This is a genomic window from Gilliamella sp. B3127, assembly GCF_026536935.1.
In the GTDB taxonomy this organism is placed as follows: domain Bacteria; phylum Pseudomonadota; class Gammaproteobacteria; order Enterobacterales; family Orbaceae; genus Gilliamella; species Gilliamella apicola_E.
Window position 1 is genome coordinate 62,939 of the sequence record NZ_JAFNNI010000003.1, and the last position, 17,466, is coordinate 80,404.

Here is a 17,466-nt window from a genome sequence, read left to right on the forward strand (position 1 = left end):
TCTGTTTGTATATCGCTCAATAGAGTGTAAAAATAGATTTTCAATTTTTAGATGGATGAAAGTGAATTGCAATGAATAAAAGTTATAACTTTAGTGCAGGCCCAGCAAAACTTCCTGCAGATGTTTTAAAACAAGTACAAGCTGAATTATTAAATTGGCACAACACCGGCGTATCAGTAATGGAGTTAAGCCATCGCGGTAAAGATTTTGATGCATGTGCGATTGAAGCAACTAACGATCTTCGTGATATTTTAAATGTCCCTGAAAATTATAAAATTCTATTTTGCCAAGGTGGGGCTAGGGCACAATTTGCTGCTGTGCCAATGAATATTTCGGCAAAAAATGCTGATTACATTAACAGTGGCTATTGGAGTCAATGTGCAGGCAAAGAGGCAACCAAATACTGTAATGTGATTGAACAAAATGTGACAATAGAAAATCAAGGTATAACCTCAATTAAACCCATGTCCGAATGGCAACTAAGTGATAACAGTGATTATATCCATTATTGCCCTAATGAAACCATTGACGGGGTAGAGATATTCGAACAACCTAATTTTGGGGATAAAACCGTAGTTGCTGATTTATCATCTTGCATTTTATCGCAACCGATTGACGTAAGTCGCTATGGCATTATTTACGCAGGTGCGCAGAAAAATATTGGTCCTTCAGGAATCACAATTGTCATCGTTCGTGAAGATCTAATTGGACATGCTCAAAAAGCATTACCTTCCGTGTTAGATTATAAAATCTTAATGGATCATGACTCAATGTTTAACACACCACCTACATTTGCTTGGTACATGTCAGGTTTAGTCTTTAAATGGATTAAAAGCCTGGGTGGATTAAATGCAATGCAGCAACGAAATCAAGCTAAAGCAAAATTACTTTACCAATTTATCGATCAATCCGATTTTTATCGTAATACTGTGGCTATTGCTAATCGATCAATCATGAATGTCACCTTCTTATCACCAAATGAAGATCTCGATAAAAAGTTTGTTAGTGAAGCAACACAAGCAAATATCATTGGAATTAAAGGTCACCGAATTGCAGGTGGAATGAGGGCTTCGATTTATAATGCAATGGATATTGATGGAGTCAACTACTTAATAGACTTCATGAAACAATTTGAAAAACAAAATGGTTAGTTATATCGGCAAATAAAAAAAGGGATACAGTAGTATCCCTTTTCTATTTTACACATTCTTATTTACAACTAAAGACTTCACCAGTCATCACAGCATCTGTCGGAGCAATATCTGAAACATATTGTAACGATGCATCTTGTGCGTTATAAATCACATTACCGCCCATCGCAGCAGCTTTATTCATCAAATCATTAGCTGCATCACGAATCAACTCACTATGAGTTTTTAGACCAGAAAAGAAAGTACTACGGCGACCTTCAGCTTTACCGATAAACTGGCAATTTGCTGCTGGTTTAGTATCAATAAATTGAACTTGTCGACCAGCTGAAGTGGCTTGATAATCTGAGCTACTACAACCATTTAAAAACAATGCAGAAGATAACGCAGCACTAATAAAAAGAATTTTCTTGATAGACATAATATTTCCCCAACCAATATAACGAGTAATAATAATTTAGATCATTGTAGCAGGTTAATTAACTAAAAAATATCGCTTATTACAAATGATGAAATGATAATAGGTTTCAGTTTAATAATTAACCAAATCAACCTATTTAGTTAATTAAATGTAGCAAATTAATTTTAACTCTATTATAATCGCAACCCTACTAAGTCAGTAGCACATCCAAATGGCCCCTTAGCTCAGTTGGTCAGAGCAGTCGACTCATAATCGATTGGTCACTGGTTCAAGTCCAGTAGGGGCCACCAATTCAAAAACTATATAGTTAACAAGTTGTCTATAATCATCTTCTTAAAATAATCTAATTATATAAATTCAACGTAATTTGATTTTTTCAATTTTATATGTTTACTAAAATTTGAATAATAGACTTTGTAATCTTTGTGGATCTTACAATCAAGTATATATATAAAATCTTACAACAATACAAAATTATTACTTATAAAATACGGTATATAATGGACTTAACTTATTTTTTTAAAAGAATAGGGTATATCAATTTAATTAAATAATTAATTTTATGTTTTCCAACCCAAAATAATAACTAGGGTTCCGAGTAGGATAATCATGGAACCGATTAAATCAAAAGTTGATAGTTTGACATGATCGACTAACTTAAGCCAAATAATGGAAGCTACTACATAAATACCACCATATGTTGCATAAATTCGACCACTAGCTTCAGGGTGTAAAGTAAGTAACCAAGCAAATAACATAAGGCATAATGCCGCTGGTATTAGAAACCAGGCAGAAACCACTTTTTTAGCCCAAATATAAACAAAATAACAGCCTGAAATTTCAGCTAAAGCGGTAAATATAAATAACACGATAATTTTTATCATAATTAAAATAAGCTATCATTAATAAGTTTCAGATTAGTATAAACAATACTAGATTGGTTTGAACATTATTTCTGTTTTGTTTTTTATAGATTTTTAAAGTTTAACATGGGCGTTATTTATTAATCTATGTTAATATCGAATTAGTAAATCAAATGTAAGATTGATTTATGGTAGCAAAGAAAATTTTTAATTAAAATTAATTGTCAAAAAAGGAGATTTTTATGTTGAAAAAGACAATATTACTTTCGATATTATTTTCGACAGCTGCGCAAGCTAAATTTATTCATCCAATGGACTTTGATGGTTCAGATGCACAAAAGCAAGAAGTTATCGAATATATTAAGGATAACGTAAAAAAAGATTATTGTGAACAAATTGACATGTGCCAACCTTCCAATTTGAGAATGATGGAGCAAGAGAATTTAGATGCATTTAAAAAAGCGACTAAGGCCACAAATAGAAAAATAATGGATCAAGTAATTAAAGATTATTGTAATAGTGGTATAGATATGTGTAGTTATAGCACCATACTAATGATGTATGAAGAAAACAATAAAGCTGATAAAGAGGAATTAACTTGGTAGATGTTTCATAATAGTACTCACAATAAAAAACATTACATTGATGGTTATATTTGTAACCAATTGACTTTAAGATAGAATACTGTCATTAAATTTCATTTATTGTTATATATAAAAGTGAATCAGAAATTCATGTATGAAAATCAATTTTTAAAAAAGCGGGGCGATTGATTGGATTATCAAGGTTTATGGTTTCAGCATGAAATTAGAACTAAGTGCCGTTTAGACCTTAATGAATCTATTTTCTGATGGAATGTTGAGAAAGTTGGAAGAGGGTTCAACTTGGAAAAAGAATAAAATAGTCGATCAAGCGTTTTATGAATTTAAAGCTAGATTGATTTGATAGGAAATAAATAATGCGAGCATATAAGATCACCGTAAAGAAGGTTTTAATTTTTAGTTTAATAATTTTTGCCATCTATATCATTACTTTTCCTAATGATGATTCGCCTCCAAATCCAACAATGGTTGCTTTAGCCGGTATTTCCGTTATTTCATTTATTGTTTGTTGTTTGATTTTGTTAGTTCGAGGAATATGTGGAATAGGCAAGAAATTTTTAAATTATAAGGCGCACAAAAATTTAAATTTAGAAAAAGCATCGTCTCAAGACACTTCATTCAATTATTCAACCAATTCTGAAGATTCTGTTGATTACGAACAGCAAGAATTAGATACTGATAATTTTAGAAATAACTTGACCACAATATGGAATTCAGACTTGTTTACGATTTCATTTAAACATTCCAACGTCAATAAAGAATTATTATTAGATAGAGTCCAAATAAATTCATCTAACGAGCTTTTTTTCACTGGTTACTGTTTTGAAAGCAAAGATGAACGTACATTTAAAATTGAAAACTTCAAATCTTATATTCAATACGCCGGAAGAGAATACAGCCTACACCAATTTTTTACTAAAGTCCTTGAATTGGATTCAGAGTATGTTGAAAGACTGGGAGTTTAAATTGAAAAGGGGCTCAATTAAAATGGTTGGCTAATGGTTAAGGAGAATTCCTACCTGAATACCAGCAATAACCCCAGCCGATTTTTTGCAGTTTTCGAGCTTCTTGGCATTCAATAAACTAATATTAGTTGACCTTATTTATTATTTTAATATGTATTTTTAAAAAGTACTCAAACCACATTCGAATAGTGGTAACTGCGCCCGATATAATTTACGGGTTTTTATATCCATATCTATGATCGAGAGTCAGCCTAATAAAACATCCTCAGGAAATAAGTTCGCTGTTTCTTGGCAGTTTATAGCCTCTATTTTTCTTATTTAAAATTGGGGGAATATTAGGAAACTAATTAACAATAATTGCCACTGAAGTTACTAAAAGCAAATGAAACAAAATCGATAACAGCTAATATTTCCGCCGTATTTTCAACTAATCCCAAATCAAAAACACCACTCCTCAACTTTAATTTATCTTCGTTGAGAACCTTTGCGTATTTTTAGCACATCTTGCAAGGGTGTTTGGTTGAATAAGTTTTTATATTCTCGATTAAATTGTGTTGCACTTTCGTAACCGACTTTTAAGCTGGCTTGAATCGCAGTCATATTCTCGCTGACCATTAAACGCCGGCCTTCATGTAATCTTAGTTGTTTTTGAAACTGCAATGGGCTTAAACTTGTTACTTTTTTAAAATGACGATAAAAGCTAGAGAGTGACATATTCGCTTGATTGGCTAATTGTTCCATTTTTATCGGCTCTCCAAAATGTTCTTTTAGCCAATCTATCGTATTCGCAATACGATAACTTCTTGTTTCTGGCATACAAATTGATATTAGCGCTTCACCAAATGGACCGATTAAGAGTAGATAATGAATTTCTTTTATGATTAGTGGTGCTAAAACCGAAATTTGTTCAGGTTTATCCAGCAACTTAAGCAATCGATAAAAAGCATTGATTAAATCATCTTCCGCCTTTGAGATAATAATACCATTAAAACTTTGTTGCGAAGGTTTATTTAATTCTGGGTATTCTATTAATAACTCTTTAATTAAATTATTATCAATCAAAAGTGACAATGAAAGGAATGGGGCTTTCGTCGTCGCTTTTTTAATTGTATTTATCGTTGGAATATCAATCGAGGTTATAAGATAATCACCTTCTTTATAATGATAAAGTTTGGTGCCGAGCAGAGAGCTTTTTTCACCTTGTATTATCATTGTAATCATAGGATGATAAAAACAATTTTCTAAACATATATCTTTATTTTTGCCAACTTCACGCCTATAAATGCCAAAGTTTTTAATTTGTGTTGGATAATCCCCCACAGTTGGCATTCTTTTTAGCATTATTTTTTTAATTTCTTTTTTTAACATAGAGATTTCTCTATTTATTTAAATTTCTCTATTAGCATATGATTTCTGATAGGATTAGGCAACTTTTTGGCAGGATCAGCTCTATTGGATATTATTAGCAGATCTTATAATAATAAAAAACGAAGTGAAATACATTCGCATCAGCATCTAATAAATTATCTATCATTTTTAGTCGCACTTAATAGTCAAAATCTAGGGTGGTTAGCAAAAGTTTGCAGTATTAACTAATTGTTTAAGGGCAAAGGCTATGAATATTTTAACACCAAAAAAAGGATCGATTGTTACTATTTCCGCTTTTATGTCTAAAGGCGATATGATTGGCTTAAAGCAAGCTTTCATTGATGGATTGAATCAAGGATTAACCATCAATGAAATTAAAGAAATTTTAGTTCAACTTTATGCCTATGTAGGTTTTCCAAGAAGTTTAAATGGTTTGAGTGCCTTTAAAGCGCTACTAGAAGAACGTCAAAAAGAAGGCATTACTGACACAGTTGGTTCTACTTCGGCACCATTACCGACTAATTTAAGCGCTTTAGAATTGGGTACAAAAATTCAAACAAAAGTTGTAGGCAAACCGGTTACGGGTGGCATTATGGATTTTTCACCTACTATTGATCAATTTTTAAAAGCTCATCTTTTTGGCGATATTTTTGGTCGAGATATTTTAAGTTATGAAGATAGAGAGATAGCGACATTAGCCGCACTATCAACCTTGCAAGGTGCCGATAGTCAGATTAAATCTCATGTTCAAATTGCGCAAAATGTCGGGGTATCTCCCACTCAATTAGATGGCATTGCGAATATTTTAAAATCAAAAATTGGTGAAATCGAATTTGAACGATTCAACCGTGCAGTAAAAGGCCAATAAAAAATTACAACCAAATGGATATAGTAAATATAGCCATGTTTCACAAAATAAGTTTTATTATACAGATAGCTTTAAATTATTTCCTGACGAGGATAGTTATTATGAAAATAATCAGTCAATCTGAATTTGAAAAACATAATTTATTTGGACAGGGGGAGCCGAATGTAAATTATGCTAAATATTTTATTGGTCAATCCTATCTAAATTTATTAACAGCAAAGTCTCCCTTATTAGTTGCAAATGTCACATTTGAACCTGGCTGTCGAAATAATTGGCATATTCATCATGCATCACAAGGTGGGGGGCAAATTTTATTATGTATAGCTGGTAGCGGTTGGTATCAAAAATATGGGGATAAGCCAATAAGTTTAGAACCCGGTATGGTTATCACCATTCCTGCGAATGTAAAACATTGGCATGGCGCTAAGATTGACTCATGGTTTAGCCATATTGCTATCGAAGTGCCGGGTGAGGATACCTATAATGAATGGTGTGAAGCGGTATTTGAAGAAGATTTCCAAAAATTATGCTAATTAACTAGATTTACAACATTAATTTCAATGTGAGAGATTGACATGAATGATATACATTCTCAAATTACAGTTCCACCTCAGACAATTCAGTTAGAACAACGTTGGGATAAGATTTTTCTGCAAAGTGATAAAGTTGAGCATTTTAAAGTCACGTTTAAAAATCGTTATGGCATTACGCTTGCCGCAGATCTATATCGCCCAAAAAACAGCCTAGAAAAATTATCTGCTATTGTTGTCGCAGGACCATTTGGCGCCGTAAAAGAGCAGGTATCAGGTTTTTATGCGCAAACTCTAGCAGAGCGTGGATTTATTGCTTTGGCATTTGATCCTTCTTTTACTGGTGAAAGTAGTGGATTACCGCGTAATCAAGCATCAGTTGAAATCAATACCGAAGATTTTAGTGCCGCTATCGATTATCTTGGATCTTTAGATTGCGTTGAGCGGGAGCACATTGGCATTTTTGGCATTTGTGGTTGGGGTGGTATGGCTTTAAATGCTTCATCAATTGATACGCGAATTAAAGCGGTAGCAACCGTTGTCATGTACGATATGAGTCGAGTTATTTCTAAAGGTTATAATGATAGCATGACAGAAGCGCAACGATTAGCAATGAAACAGTCATTGAATAATAGCCGCTGGGACGATTCACAAAATAGTTATGCCACGTTGAATCCAAGAAACAATATTACCGTTGATCAAATTACAGATGAAACACCACAATTTATTGCGGATTATTCTCGTTTTTATACCACTAAACGTGGTTTTCATATTCGTTCTGTCAATTCAAATCCGAATGGTTCATGGGTGTTAAGTATGCCACTTTCATTTATTAATCAGTCGTTATTGAATCATGCCCATGAAATTGAGTGCCCAACATTAATTATCGCCGGTGAAAAAGCGCATTCTCGTTACTTTTCAGAAGATGCGTTTAAAATGGTTGGTAGTAAAAATAAAGAATTAATGATTATTCCTAATGCAGTGCATACTGATTTATATGATAATACCACCAATAAAATTCCCTTTGATAAATTAGAACATTTTTTTAAAGATAGTTTGATATGAGTTTTTTAACTCTATAGTCAAACACCAAAAACTTTTGGAAGGGAAAAAATCATTGATTATTGAGCATGAGCAAACTTTTTCTTTATCATCAAATATATTAAGTTTTCATATCTATTCCAATTAAAATCAAACAACCAACCATTAAATTACTTAATTAAAAACGATAGTATCGACTATGATTAAAAAACATACTTGCTTTTTTTTTAATCAGAGCTTATAAATATCACTGATAAGCATTCGCTTATCTTAAATATACTGGAGGAGCTTATAATGGTACAAAAATTTGCTGCATACGGTAGTGATGTTTCAGCTGGCACTTATAAATGTGCTGACTGTGGATATATTTATTCCAACCAAAGTAAGAAATCGTTACCCCCTTGTCCGGATCATAATAAAAAACCACATAGTAAAAATGGTTGGTATATAGTTAGTGGGCAAGGAGATTCAGTTAAAGATCCTCATCCAAATAAAAAATAATTTTTGACTTTAAAAGGTAACACAATGTGTTACCTTTTTTGGTTTTAAGGTAAGATTAAAATAGTTGAAAATATACACATTATTAACTTTCAACTTAATAAAAAGTTATATAAAACTATGTTAGAATTTAAATGTGTTATCATTTCTAAAACTATAATAATGGAAATATAGATTTTTTAGATTAAGGTATTGATGATGAAGCAAGTGATTAAATTGGCAATTTTATTTTTGTGTTTTGCAATATTTTCAAATGTACATGCGTCTGAAACAGATAATGCTGCTGAGATTTCCAAAGCATTAGCTGATAGTGCAAAGAAATCTTTATTAGGCGATGAAGGAAAGTTTCCTTTAAAATTCAAATCAGATTATGAAATAACAAATATTTCAGCTAATCACAATAATGTTGTTTTTGAATATAAAATGCCAACTGATAGCAAAAATACCGCACTAAATGAGTTTATAGAAAATGTTAGATTAGGAATAAAAGGTCAGTTTTGTGATAAACCAGACGTATTTAATGTATTAAATACATATGATATCGGCTTTATTTTTCAGTTTGAATTTAGTGATAAACGAAAAATTCCTGTCACATTATCAATAAAAGAAATTTGTCTATGATTGAATCATGAATGCAAATTCCCTCCCTTATTGAAGAGTCTGAAAATATGGCTTAATAGCAGTACGTTTTCTATTTGGTTTTCATTTTTAATTAAATATAGGCTCGTGATTTTTTAATCCAAATAATTAAAAATATCGACCTACCAAAACTAAATAGATTATAAGCTAACCATAAACCCTGGTTTCCCCAGATTGGTACAGCAATGTATTGTGCTACAAACCAAACCAATAACGCCAATAGCATTGAGTCGCGTATTGATGTTGTATAACTGATTCCAGAAAAAACACCATAATAGATTAATCCACCCGATGCAACAATTGGAAAAATGATTAACCAATATTGATATTGAAGTGATAGCGTTATGATATTAGTTTGATTGGTTAATAACTTTATGATGGTTGTATCGAAGGTTAGCCAAATTGCAATTAAGATAATTGGGCAAATAATGCAGGCTTGTAGTGACCACCGTAAAGTTTGATTGTAAAGGTGGATATTTTTATTTCCTTTAGCTCGTCCACTGAAAACGCTGGAAGCATTAGCAAAACCGTCAAATAGATAAGCCATCATATAGTGAACTTGAAATAAAATGGCATTGGCGGCTAAAACTTCAGTATTGAACGTTGAACCAATAGAAATAAAGTGGTTAGTTACAATTAATAAGCAGATAGTCCGAATCATTAAATTAGTGTTTACTAGAATTACACCTTTTAATGATTGCCATGACAAAATAGATCTTAAATCCACTTTTTGTTCACTTTTAGGCAAATAACGGCAGGTAAACCAAATACCGACTAAAGTGCAACATATTTGTGCAACTAATGTTGCTAATGCCACGCCTTTAATGTCCCAATGAAACCACCAAACAAAAATTACTGCCATCAAAATGTTGAGTAAATTAATAAACACTTGTAAAAACAGAACGGCTTTTATTTTGGATATCCCCATTAACCAGCCAACTAGGACATAATTAATCAGAACAAAAGGTGCCCCCCAAATTAATATAGAAAAATAGATATCAGCATAATGTTGAACATCTTGATTCGGTTTGATGATGTGCATTGAAGCAACAAAAATCAATTTTTGAAAAATTATAAATGCCAAACCTAAAAAGATTGCGATAAAAAGCGGCCGTATAAGAGACGATCTTAATAACAAACAATTATCCAACGCTTGCGCGGCAAAACCGGTGGTACTTACTCTTAAAAATCCAAATAACCAATAAATAGTATTAAATATTACTGTTCCTATCGCAATTCCAGCAATAAAAGCTGGATTGGGTAAATGACCGACTAAAGCCGTATCGACCACGCCAAGAAGAGGGGTAGTAATGGTTGATAAAATAAATGGAATAACTAATTTAATATAATCTTTAAACTGATATTGCAAATTTGATGTTGATGACATTGTTTAAAAACCTAAAATTGATTCAAGTAACAGTTTAGAATAAGGATTTTTAACTTGACTGAGTTGTTCTATTTTATCAACGTATTCCACGATTTCACCTTGATAAAAAAATGCAACTTTATCACAAAGATAAGTAATTGTAGTTAAATCATGCGTGATAAAGATACTGGTCAAATTTAGCTGTTTTTGTAGTTCGGCAAGTAATGTTAAAATTTGGCTTTGAACTGAAATATCCAACGAGCTTACCGCTTCATCAAATAAAATAAATTGAGGCGAGCAAGCTATTGCTCTGGCAATGCAGACACGTTGTAATTGACCACCACTCATTTCGTGAGGAAACCGTTCATAAAAAGAATGGTCTAATCCAACTTGTTCTAATAACGCATTGATACGATGCTGACGTTCCTTTTTTGATAGCTTTTCGTAAATATCAAGTGGCTCAGCAATAATTTGGCCGACATTAAAGTATGGATTAACCGAAGAGTTATAATCTTGAAATACCGCACTGATATTTTTGCGTACAGCTGCTTTTTTCCATGTACGTTTGTTAATATCTTGCCCGCTAAAATAGATTTTGCCACTGTCAGGTTTCTCAAGGCCTAAAATCAGCTTTCCTAATGTACTTTTTCCGCTACCACTTTCACCAATAATACCAAGACACTCACCTTGTTTTAAATCGAATGATACATTTTTGATAATTGTATTTTTTTTATGGCTAAATATACCAGGTTTCAAAAACGATTTTTTTACATTTACAACTTGCAATAACGGTGGCATCAAATTGTCTCCGAGATTAAATTTGGATTATTAGCGTAAATAACCGTATTAAATTTATTCAATAATTGCTTGCGAGTATCAATCAGGTAACGAGTATATTCATGTTTGGGATGATAAAATATCTGCTCACGGCTGCCAGATTCAACAATTTTACCTTTATTCATTACGATAATATCATCGGCAATATGATGAATTACACCTAAATCGTGAGAAATAAAAATCATAGTCGTTTTAGATTTTATCTCTTCAAGCATTTTTAAAATATAAAACTGACTAATTGAATCTAATGCGGTTGTTGGTTCATCGGCAATAATAAGCTCAGGTTCAAGTACTAATGCCATACCAATCATTATGCGTTGTAACATACCACCACTTAACTGATGCGGGTATTTTTTATAAATCTCTTTGGCATTATCGAGCCCTATATTTTCAATCATCAATAAGGTTTTAGCAATAGCATCATTTTTATTGATAGTGAGATGAGCTTGAAGGGTTTCAACTACTTGTTTGCCAATACAATAAAGCGGATCAAAAGCAATCATAGGTTGTTGTAATATTATCGAAATAGCACTACCGCGAATTGGTCTTAATGTCTTTTCATTCTGTTTTAGCAGATCTAAAGTTGAATTAGCCTGTTTGAACAGGATTTGCCCTGTCACGCTAAAATAGGATTCTAATAAGCCGATGATTGCTTTGCAGGTTAAACTTTTACCGCTGCCACTTTCTCCAACAATACCTAAACATTTATGATGATTGACGGTAAAAGATATATCATCAAGTAACTTGTTACCATTATTAAGCGTAACGGTCAGTTGCTTTACTGCTAACAATGGGCTACTCATGCTGTTTTTTCCTTAGGATCTAAGATATCTCGTAAACAATCACCTAACATATTAAATGCCGCTACAACAATTAAAATAGCTATACCAGGATAAACCATCTGCATAGGGTGCTGAGTCATTACGTTTTTTGCTTCACTTAACATTAGTCCCCATTCGGCAGTAGGCGCTTGGACGCCTAATCCTATAAAGGATAACGCTGAAATATTCAATATCACCCAGCCAGTGTCTAAGGTAGCCAATATAACTACTTCGGACATGACATTAGGCAATAAATGACGATAAATGATAAAAGAATGTGGTGCACCAATTGCTCGTGAAAAAAGGATATAGTTTTTTCTGCTATATTTAATTACTGAACTTCGGATCATTCGACTATACCAAGCCCATTTGACTACAATATTAGCAATAATAATGTTTTCAATACCCACACCTAAAACACCAACTATAGCTAAAATCATCACTTGGCTCGGAAATGACAACATGATGTCACAAAGACGCATAATACATTCGTCAAGTTTACCTCGTTGATAACCAGAAATAAGACCAATGATACTACCAACAATTATTGTGATAATCATGGTTAACAGAGATAAGAATAGGGTAGAACGGATACCATAAAGTAACCGAGAAAAAATATCACGTCCAAGGTGGTCACAACCAAGCCAATGCTCGCTCGATATAGCGGCATATTTTCGCACTATGCGAACTTTATTTGGATCAAAAGGTGCAATATAAGGGGCTAATATACCTAAAACAATTATTGTAATGATGATTAACAAACAAACTAAAGCGGTTTTATTGCTAATTACTTGCTTAATTAAATTCATACAGAGCCACCATTACTTCGTAATCGTGGATCTAACCATTGATGAATAACATCAACAATAAAGTTACATACTACAAATAAAATGGCCATAATTAATATGTAAGCCTGAATTACTGGATAGTCGCGATTCATAATAGCGGCTATACATAATCTTCCTAAGCCAGGCCAAGAAAATATATATTCGACAACAAAAGACCCTGCAATTAATTGTGGAATGGTCATACCTAATGCGGTAATTGTGGTATGTAGTGAATTGACTAATACATGCTTAAGAATGATGGTTCTCTCTTTCAAACCTCGACTACGGGCATAAAAGATCGAATAATTATGCATATTTTCCAGCATATTATTACGGATAAAACGAATATACGTTGAGATGTAAACAAACGATAAAGTTAAAGTCGGTAAAATAAGGTTCTGCCAAGTTCCATACCCGTTGGTTGGCAATAGATCTAAATAAGTAGCAAACAGCCAAATAAATAGCAAACCTAACCAATAACTAGGCATTGCGGTACCTAAAAAAATAATAATTCGAACAATATGATCGAATGCTGAATTAGCAAAGATTGCACATAACACACCTAAAACTAAACTGACAATAAGTGTAAATAGAAATGACGACATTGCTAAAACTAATGTAGGAATTAAGCTACGGATAACTTCATCCCAAACTAATCTGTCACGATGAATAAACGAACGCCCAAATTCAAGATGTAAAACGTCATATAGCCAAGTAAAATATCGTTCAAAAAAAGGTTTATTTAATCCTAATTCCTGACGCATACTTTCAATAGCATCTGGGGTTGGCATTATCTCATTTAAGCGTAAGGCAACTTCAGCAGGATCGGAAGGGGCTAGATTGATAAGCAAAAAAGCGATAAAAGAGATACCGAATAATATCGGTATCATCATCGTTAAACGTTTAACAATATAATTTAACATTATTGATCAAAAATATTTATGTACTAAAAATGCATTTTCTCAAATGGAATATCAAATTGAGAAGGCGCAAATTCAATTCCTTTTAAAGATTTAACAGCAATAGCCCGATTTCGTTCATAAGTTAATGGTATGTAAACCGCTTCATTATGTAATGTTTCAAGCACGTAACGGAAAAGATCTTGTCGCTCTTTTTCATCTGTTGAAATTAATGCTTTACTAATACTTGCATCGATTTGCGGTTTCTCTTTTAAGCCCTGTTGAGCCATATAGTCACCATAAACAGGTAGTTTCATACCAGATAAAAATGATTGTGGATCATATGGTGTACCCCATGAGATATCAAATACCATATCAAAATCCCCCGCTTTTTGGCGATCACGATAACCTTGCTCTTCTTCACCGTGAATATTAAGCTTTAATCCAACCTGCTCAAACTCATCTTGCATATATTGAGCAATTGTTTTTTGTGAAGCGGTGTTACTATCATAATAAAGTGTGATTTCAAAAGGTTTGCCATCTTTCTGACGATAATTTTGGCCTTTAACTTTTACCCAACCCGCTTTATCAAGTAGCGTTTCGGCTAATTTAGTGTCATATACATAAGGTTTTAACCCAATATTAGCATAAGGAATATTGGTTGCCATTAAAGTATCAGCAGGTGCTTCACTATTATTGAAAATACCTTCTGAAATATCTTTTTTACTAATGATATGTTCAATCGCTTGGCGGACATTAACATCACTTAGTTGGTCACGAGTCGTGTTCATTAATACAATTCGACTAGATACAGGTTTAGACATTAAAGTCTGAAACTTATCCATTGTTGAAAAACGTTCAAATGAATCTGCATCAACCATATTTTTACCATAGATGAGATCGATTTCACCTTTTTCGAGTGCCATTAATCGGCTTTGGTTATCAGCAATAACTTTCATGGTCACTTTATTGAGTAATGGTTTAGTTCCCCAATAAGTTGGATTAGCGTTAAACACTGCATATTGATCTTTCTTATGATCACCTAATACATAAGGGCCGGTACCAATGTAAGATTTAACGCCATTTTTAGTTTCACCATCAATCATAGAATTAGGTGAAATAAAGCGCATCGGTCGGGTTACGGCAATTTCAATCATAAAAGGGTAATAGGGTTCGGAAAGGTTAACTTGTAGGGTATAATCATCTACTGCTTTGATTTCAGTAATTAAGCGAACCATTTCAAGCCAAGTGTGACGAACTTTGTTTGATAACACGGCATCCCAATTCAGTTTTGCACTGTGCGCATCAAATTTTGCGCCATCACTAAATGTCACGTCTTTTCTTAGTTTGAACGTATAAGTTTTACCTTCGTTAGTAATAGTCCAGCTTTCTGCAAGCCAAGGTGAAAAAGTGCCATCCTCGTTATAATGAACCAATGATTCATACAACATATTTTGCGCCCACATTTCACCGGAATAGAGATGAGGGTTTAAGTCACGAATATCACGAAAATTAGCAAAAGTAATATCATCTTTAGCAAAACAGTTAATACTAACGCTAGCTAAAACTAATGCTAAAAGTAGATTTTTTATACGAGTGAAATTAAAAAACATATTTAGTCCATTAATTTATTGGGATTAGGAGCGAGATAGTAACATAAATGAGAATGATAATAAATATCACCTGTATGTTTTTTATAAAAAACATTTTAAAAATCATGGCATTCATTTTATCAAATTCTATTAATTGATTTAAATCTAATTAAGTTTAAATCTAAATAAAGTTAACTTGATTAGTTAAAAATATAGCCTAAGACTTTTTAAAAGTCTTTATGAATAAACAAAAAATATAATTAAGCATTTAATTAGCATTGTTTGGCAGCCCCAAAATTGAGTTTAGATTGATCTATCGAATTTTAATAGAGAAGAAAAAGAGAAAATCATTGCCAATATAAATCGCTAAATTGTGTCTGTTCTATGCCTCGTTAAATATTCAAACATTTATTATTGAATTGCTTTATAATAGCTTTGAATAATTTATTTCACGTTTATTTAGGAATCATTGCATGTCATTTGACTCTCTTGGCTTAGATGCCAAGATTTTAAAAGCTATTGAAGAACAAAACTATACCGATCCAACCCCCATTCAACAACAAGCTATTCCAGTAATTTTGTCAGGTAAAGATTTAATGGCGAGTGCTCAGACTGGTACAGGAAAAACAGCGGGTTTTGGTTTACCTATTTTACAAAAATTGCATGAAAAGCAACTTAATACAGAACCTAAAAGAGGAAAGCGTCCTTTATATGCGCTAATTTTGGCGCCCACTCGTGAATTAGCTGCGCAAATAGTTGAAAATATTCGGGATTATAGCCGATATCTATCTATTCGTTCTTTGGTGGTGTTTGGTGGAGTAAGTATCAATCCTCAAATGATGAAACTTCGAGGTGGGGTGGATATCTTAATTGCAACACCGGGTCGGCTATTAGATTTGGTTCATCAAAATGCGGTGGATCTCTCTACAGTAAAAATATTAGTACTTGATGAAGCGGATCGCATGTTAGACATGGGCTTTATTCATGATATTCGTCGAGTGATCGCTAAATTACCTAAAAAGCGACAAAACTTACTTTTTTCAGCGACATTCTCTGATGAAATAAAGTCATTAGCTAATACAATTTTAAATTCACCCGAATCGATCGCTGTAGCCAAAACCAATAGTGCATCTGAGCAAATTACTCAATATATCCACCGAGTTGATAAACGCCGTAAACGTGAACTTCTTTCTTATTTAATTGGTAAAAACCAATGGCAACAGGTATTAGTTTTTACGCGAACGAAATACGGCGCTAATCATCTTGCCGAACAGCTTACTAAAGATGGCATTAAAGCCTCGGCAATTCATGGTAACAAAAGCCAAGGAGCAAGAACTAAAGCTTTGGCTGATTTTAAGTCAGGACAAATACGCGCCCTCGTTGCTACCGATATCGCTGCCAGAGGCTTAGATATTGAGTTATTGCCTTATGTTATTAATTATGAATTACCTCAAATTGCAGAAGATTATGTTCATCGTATCGGTCGAACAGGACGGGCACAAAATCAAGGGCAGGCAATATCATTAGTTTGTATTGATGAGCTTGCTCAATTAAAATCAATTGAGAAATTGATTAAAAAAACGATTCCAGAAATTTTTACTCAAGGATTTGAAGTCGATCCTCGAATTAAAGCGGAGCCAGCAAAAAAAGCCAAGCCTGCTCCAGCAAAAAGAAGACGTGTTGATAAAACTCGAACTTCTAAAAATAACCAGAATAGTATGAAGCAATCTAGCCATCATACATATTCTAAAACTAACTAAATTTTCTAAAGTAGAAGGATATTATTATGGCTAAGGTTAATCGCAGTCGTCGTTTAAGAAAAAAATTACATATTGAAGAGTTTAAAGAGTTAGGTTTTACCGTAAGTTGGTCATTTGACGAAGGGACGAGTGAAGACACTATTGATAACGTTGTTGATCAATTCATCATTGAAGCAATACAAGCAAACGGTTTGGCTTACGAAGGTAGCGGATATTTAAACTGGAAAGGTATCATTTGTACGCAAAAATTGGGTAATTGTACTGAAGAAAATCGTGACGTTGTCACTAAATGGCTTGAAAGCCATGGCTTAAAAAATGTCAAAACCAGCAATTTAATTGATATTTGGTGGGATGAATTAGAATTTTAATTTCTAAATTGAATAAATACTAAAATAGCCACTAATGTGGCTATTTTTATGGA

19 protein-coding genes and 1 tRNA gene are annotated in these 17,466 nt (G+C 33.0%); 11 read left to right on the plus strand and 9 right to left on the minus strand.

What is annotated here, in order from left to right:
- Window positions 1-71 precede the first annotated feature (71 nt).
- On the plus strand, window positions 72-1,151 hold the full coding sequence (gene serC / locus J3U00_RS06115) for a 3-phosphoserine/phosphohydroxythreonine transaminase (protein WP_267331888.1): 1,080 nt from the start codon (window positions 72-74) through the stop codon (window positions 1,149-1,151).
- 58 nt (window positions 1,152-1,209) lie between these two features.
- Here serC and J3U00_RS06120 read toward each other — a convergent pair whose 3' ends face one another.
- On the minus strand, window positions 1,210-1,569 hold the full coding sequence (locus J3U00_RS06120; protein ID WP_065734066.1) for a DUF4156 domain-containing protein: 360 nt from the start codon (window positions 1,567-1,569) through the stop codon (window positions 1,210-1,212).
- Window positions 1,570-1,782: 213 nt separating this feature from the next.
- Between J3U00_RS06120 and J3U00_RS06125 the strand changes: the two genes are divergently transcribed.
- A tRNA-Ile gene (locus tag J3U00_RS06125) sits at window positions 1,783-1,859 on the plus strand.
- Window positions 1,860-2,129: 270 nt separating this feature from the next.
- Here J3U00_RS06125 and J3U00_RS06130 read toward each other — a convergent pair.
- The gene (locus tag J3U00_RS06130; RefSeq protein WP_267331889.1) at window positions 2,130-2,453 is read right to left on the minus strand and encodes a YnfA family protein; all 324 of its coding nucleotides are present in this window, start codon (window positions 2,451-2,453) and stop codon (window positions 2,130-2,132) included.
- Between the two features lie 221 nt (window positions 2,454-2,674).
- Between J3U00_RS06130 and J3U00_RS06135 the strand changes: the two genes are divergently transcribed.
- On the plus strand, window positions 2,675-3,037 hold the full coding sequence (locus J3U00_RS06135) for a hypothetical protein (protein ID WP_065562095.1): 363 nt from the start codon (window positions 2,675-2,677) through the stop codon (window positions 3,035-3,037).
- A gap of 353 nt (window positions 3,038-3,390) precedes the next feature.
- Window positions 3,391-3,999, plus strand: a complete 609-nt coding sequence (locus tag J3U00_RS06140; protein WP_267331890.1) for a hypothetical protein — start codon at window positions 3,391-3,393, stop codon at window positions 3,997-3,999.
- Window positions 4,000-4,464: 465 nt separating this feature from the next.
- Here J3U00_RS06140 and J3U00_RS06145 read toward each other — a convergent pair whose 3' ends face one another.
- On the minus strand, window positions 4,465-5,367 hold the full coding sequence (locus J3U00_RS06145) for an AraC family transcriptional regulator (protein WP_267331891.1): 903 nt from the start codon (window positions 5,365-5,367) through the stop codon (window positions 4,465-4,467).
- A gap of 247 nt (window positions 5,368-5,614) precedes the next feature.
- On the opposite strand from J3U00_RS06145, the gene J3U00_RS06150 reads away from it, so the two are divergent.
- The 5 genes from J3U00_RS06150 (at window position 5,615) to J3U00_RS06170 (ending at window position 8,925) form a co-directional block, all read left to right on the plus strand.
- A complete protein-coding gene (locus tag J3U00_RS06150; RefSeq protein WP_267331892.1) occupies window positions 5,615-6,235 on the plus strand; it encodes a carboxymuconolactone decarboxylase family protein in 621 nt (206 codons plus the stop codon).
- Between the two features lie 101 nt (window positions 6,236-6,336).
- Complete coding sequence (locus tag J3U00_RS06155; protein ID WP_267331893.1) at window positions 6,337-6,768, plus strand: cupin domain-containing protein; 432 nt, start codon at window positions 6,337-6,339, stop codon at window positions 6,766-6,768.
- Window positions 6,769-6,810: 42 nt separating this feature from the next.
- Window positions 6,811-7,830: an alpha/beta hydrolase gene (locus J3U00_RS06160; protein WP_267331894.1), complete on the plus strand. Its 1,020-nt coding sequence runs from the start codon at window positions 6,811-6,813 to the stop codon at window positions 7,828-7,830.
- 270 nt (window positions 7,831-8,100) lie between these two features.
- Entirely contained in the window at window positions 8,101-8,307 is a 207-nt protein-coding gene (locus J3U00_RS06165; RefSeq protein WP_065562090.1) for a hypothetical protein, read from the plus strand.
- A gap of 195 nt (window positions 8,308-8,502) precedes the next feature.
- On the plus strand, window positions 8,503-8,925 hold the full coding sequence (locus J3U00_RS06170) for a hypothetical protein (RefSeq protein WP_267331895.1): 423 nt from the start codon (window positions 8,503-8,505) through the stop codon (window positions 8,923-8,925).
- Between the two features lie 91 nt (window positions 8,926-9,016).
- Here J3U00_RS06170 and J3U00_RS06175 read toward each other — a convergent pair whose 3' ends face one another.
- The 6 genes from J3U00_RS06175 to nikA are packed head-to-tail and all read right to left on the minus strand — an operon-like array spanning window position 9,017 to window position 15,306.
- The gene (locus J3U00_RS06175; protein WP_267331896.1) at window positions 9,017-10,330 is read right to left on the minus strand and encodes an MATE family efflux transporter; all 1,314 of its coding nucleotides are present in this window, start codon (window positions 10,328-10,330) and stop codon (window positions 9,017-9,019) included.
- Between the two features lie 3 nt (window positions 10,331-10,333).
- Window positions 10,334-11,107 (minus strand): ABC transporter ATP-binding protein, encoded by a 774-nt coding sequence (locus J3U00_RS06180; RefSeq protein ID WP_267331897.1) that lies wholly within the window; start codon window positions 11,105-11,107, stop codon window positions 10,334-10,336.
- The gene (locus tag J3U00_RS06185) at window positions 11,107-11,949 is read right to left on the minus strand and encodes an ABC transporter ATP-binding protein (protein WP_267331898.1); all 843 of its coding nucleotides are present in this window, start codon (window positions 11,947-11,949) and stop codon (window positions 11,107-11,109) included. The genes J3U00_RS06180 and J3U00_RS06185 overlap by 1 nt, the downstream gene beginning before the upstream one ends.
- Entirely contained in the window at window positions 11,946-12,776 is an 831-nt protein-coding gene (gene opp1C, locus J3U00_RS06190) for a nickel/cobalt ABC transporter permease (RefSeq protein WP_267331899.1), read from the minus strand. The genes J3U00_RS06185 and opp1C overlap by 4 nt, the downstream gene beginning before the upstream one ends.
- Window positions 12,773-13,717 (minus strand): nickel/cobalt ABC transporter permease, encoded by a 945-nt coding sequence (gene opp1B, locus J3U00_RS06195; RefSeq protein ID WP_267331900.1) that lies wholly within the window; start codon window positions 13,715-13,717, stop codon window positions 12,773-12,775. Before opp1B ends, opp1C begins: the two co-directional genes overlap by 4 nt.
- Before the next feature lie 23 nt (window positions 13,718-13,740).
- Window positions 13,741-15,306 (minus strand): nickel ABC transporter substrate-binding protein, encoded by a 1,566-nt coding sequence (gene nikA / locus J3U00_RS06200; RefSeq protein WP_267331901.1) that lies wholly within the window; start codon window positions 15,304-15,306, stop codon window positions 13,741-13,743.
- A 452-nt stretch (window positions 15,307-15,758) separates the two neighbouring features.
- Here nikA and rhlE point away from each other — a divergent pair, with 452 nt between their 5' ends.
- Both rhlE and J3U00_RS06210 read left to right on the plus strand, forming a co-directional pair.
- Complete coding sequence (gene rhlE, locus J3U00_RS06205; protein WP_267331902.1) at window positions 15,759-17,045, plus strand: ATP-dependent RNA helicase RhlE; 1,287 nt, start codon at window positions 15,759-15,761, stop codon at window positions 17,043-17,045.
- Between the two features lie 26 nt (window positions 17,046-17,071).
- The gene (locus tag J3U00_RS06210; RefSeq protein WP_065562082.1) at window positions 17,072-17,413 is read left to right on the plus strand and encodes a YggL family protein; all 342 of its coding nucleotides are present in this window, start codon (window positions 17,072-17,074) and stop codon (window positions 17,411-17,413) included.
- Window positions 17,414-17,466: the final 53 nt, after the last annotated feature.

What these genes read in the sequence shown, in the direction of transcription:
- serC (WP_267331888.1), top strand. Translation starts at nt 72, where the DNA reads ATGAATAAAAGTTATAACTTTAGTGCAGGCCCAGCAAAACTTCCTGCA.
- J3U00_RS06120 (WP_065734066.1), bottom strand. Translation starts at nt 1,569, where the DNA reads ATGTCTATCAAGAAAATTCTTTTTATTAGTGCTGCGTTATCTTCTGCA.
- J3U00_RS06130 (WP_267331889.1), bottom strand. Translation starts at nt 2,453, where the DNA reads ATGATAAAAATTATCGTGTTATTTATATTTACCGCTTTAGCTGAAATT.
- J3U00_RS06135 (WP_065562095.1), top strand. Translation starts at nt 2,675, where the DNA reads ATGTTGAAAAAGACAATATTACTTTCGATATTATTTTCGACAGCTGCG.
- J3U00_RS06140 (WP_267331890.1), top strand. Translation starts at nt 3,391, where the DNA reads ATGCGAGCATATAAGATCACCGTAAAGAAGGTTTTAATTTTTAGTTTA.
- J3U00_RS06145 (WP_267331891.1), bottom strand. Translation starts at nt 5,367, where the DNA reads ATGTTAAAAAAAGAAATTAAAAAAATAATGCTAAAAAGAATGCCAACT.
- J3U00_RS06150 (WP_267331892.1), top strand. Translation starts at nt 5,615, where the DNA reads ATGAATATTTTAACACCAAAAAAAGGATCGATTGTTACTATTTCCGCT.
- J3U00_RS06155 (WP_267331893.1), top strand. Translation starts at nt 6,337, where the DNA reads ATGAAAATAATCAGTCAATCTGAATTTGAAAAACATAATTTATTTGGA.
- J3U00_RS06160 (WP_267331894.1), top strand. Translation starts at nt 6,811, where the DNA reads ATGAATGATATACATTCTCAAATTACAGTTCCACCTCAGACAATTCAG.
- J3U00_RS06165 (WP_065562090.1), top strand. Translation starts at nt 8,101, where the DNA reads ATGGTACAAAAATTTGCTGCATACGGTAGTGATGTTTCAGCTGGCACT.
- J3U00_RS06170 (WP_267331895.1), top strand. Translation starts at nt 8,503, where the DNA reads ATGAAGCAAGTGATTAAATTGGCAATTTTATTTTTGTGTTTTGCAATA.
- J3U00_RS06175 (WP_267331896.1), bottom strand. Translation starts at nt 10,330, where the DNA reads ATGTCATCAACATCAAATTTGCAATATCAGTTTAAAGATTATATTAAA.
- J3U00_RS06180 (WP_267331897.1), bottom strand. Translation starts at nt 11,107, where the DNA reads ATGCCACCGTTATTGCAAGTTGTAAATGTAAAAAAATCGTTTTTGAAA.
- J3U00_RS06185 (WP_267331898.1), bottom strand. Translation starts at nt 11,949, where the DNA reads ATGAGTAGCCCATTGTTAGCAGTAAAGCAACTGACCGTTACGCTTAAT.
- opp1C (WP_267331899.1), bottom strand. Translation starts at nt 12,776, where the DNA reads ATGAATTTAATTAAGCAAGTAATTAGCAATAAAACCGCTTTAGTTTGT.
- opp1B (WP_267331900.1), bottom strand. Translation starts at nt 13,717, where the DNA reads ATGTTAAATTATATTGTTAAACGTTTAACGATGATGATACCGATATTA.
- nikA (WP_267331901.1), bottom strand. Translation starts at nt 15,306, where the DNA reads ATGTTTTTTAATTTCACTCGTATAAAAAATCTACTTTTAGCATTAGTT.
- rhlE (WP_267331902.1), top strand. Translation starts at nt 15,759, where the DNA reads ATGTCATTTGACTCTCTTGGCTTAGATGCCAAGATTTTAAAAGCTATT.
- J3U00_RS06210 (WP_065562082.1), top strand. Translation starts at nt 17,072, where the DNA reads ATGGCTAAGGTTAATCGCAGTCGTCGTTTAAGAAAAAAATTACATATT.